The 1,532-nt window shown below is 77.9% G+C and carries 1 protein-coding gene; it reads right to left on the bottom strand.

Going from position 1 to position 1,532, the window contains the following annotated elements; translation table 11 throughout:
* A partial coding sequence (locus ACOJTC_RS27570) for an MFS transporter (RefSeq protein ID WP_420119069.1) occupies positions 1 to 1,501 on the bottom strand: 1,501 nt, incomplete at its 3' end.
* Positions 1,502 to 1,532 lie beyond the last annotated feature (31 nt).

The raw sequence follows: 1,532 nt of genomic DNA, 5'->3' as shown, positions 1-1,532 counted from the left end.
CCGCCATAACCTTGGCTTGGGGGGGGGGGGGGGGGGGGGGGGGGGGGGGGGGGGGGGGGGGGGGGGGGGGGTGGTGGAGGGTGGCGGGGGCGATGAGGAGGGCGGGGACGAGGGTGAAGCCCAGGAGGACGCCCAGGCGGGCGGTGGGGGTCTGGGGGGCGGCGGTGCCGGTGGCCGAGGAGACGTAGCCGGAGAGGGCCAGGACCAGGCCGTAGATGCCGGGGCCGAGGGCCAGACCGAAGGTTTCGCCGGCGGTCCACAGGCCGGTGAAGACACCGGCCTGGCGTCGACCGGTACGCGCGGTCGAGGCGGCCACGCAGTCGGGCAGCAGCGCCAGCGCGAAGACCTGCTGGCCGGCGTACCCGACGCCGAGCAGCGCGACCACCGCGTAGACGGCGACGGCGGGCAGCACCGGCGCGGCCACCAGCGCCGCCGCCCCGGCGGCCAACAGCAGCGAGGCGGCGACCAGCGCGGTCTTCTTGCCCAGGCGCGCGCCGAGCCGGGTCCACAGCGGCATCACCAGCAGCGCCGGCCCGACGAAGCAGGCGAACAGCACGGTCGGTCCGGTGGTCGGGTCGCGCAGGATCTGGGCGGCGAAGTAGCTGACCCCGGCCAGGACGGTCGCCACCCCGGCGGACTGGACGACGAAGCAGAGCAGCAGCGCCCGGAACGGCCGGTCGGCGGCGACCACCGCGAGCTGGGCGCGCAGCGTCGGCTCGGTGGCGGTCACCGTGCCGGTCGCCGCCGACCGGGTGCCGTGGAACGCGCCGAGCGCGCCGAGCGCGATCAGCACGGCGACGAACACCCCCATCCAGCGGTGCCCGGTCACCCCCTCGCCGCCGGCGGTCACCACCACCGGGGCCACCGCGCCGGAGATCAGGATGGCCAGCGCCAGCACCGCGACCCGCCAGCCCATCAGCCGGGTACGCTCCCCCGCGTCGTCGGTCAGCTCGGCGGGCATCGCCACGTACGGGACCTGGAAGAAGGCGAACGCGGTGGCGGTGGCGAGGAACGCGACGGCCACGTACGCCCCGGCGGCCGGCCCGACGCCGAAGGGCGCGGCGAAGATGGCGGCGAAGAGCACCGCCAGGGCGAGCCCGGCACCGAGCAGCCACGGCCGGCGCGGCCCCCACCGGGAGCGGGTGCGGTCGGAGATGCGCCCGGCGACCGGGTTGACCAGCACGTCCCACGCCTTGGGCAGCAGCACCAGCAGGGCGGCCAGTCCGGCGGCCACCCCGAGGGTGTCGGTCAGGTAGGGCAGCAGCAGCAACCCGGGCACGGTCCCGAACGCCCCGGTGGCCAGCGAGCCGAGCGCGTAGCCGGCGTGCACCCGACGCGGCAACCCGGCCCCGCCGGCACCGGTCGACCTGGTCGGCCCGGCGGTCGGCGCGGGTGGGCCGTCAGCCGACGCACGCGGCCCACCGGCCGGCGCGGGCAGCCCGGCGGTCGGCGCGGGCGGGCCGGCGGGTGGGGAGCCGGGCCCGGCCGGTGGCGCTTCCATGCGGCCGAATGTTACTCACGTTACCGCCGGG

Origin of the sequence: Micromonospora sp. (assembly GCF_048594385.1) — a bacterium.
Lineage (GTDB): Bacteria > Actinomycetota > Actinomycetes > Mycobacteriales > Micromonosporaceae > Micromonospora > Micromonospora wenchangensis.
Note: the sequence above shows the minus strand (reverse complement) of the source record. Positions and strands in the feature narration are given on the sequence as shown.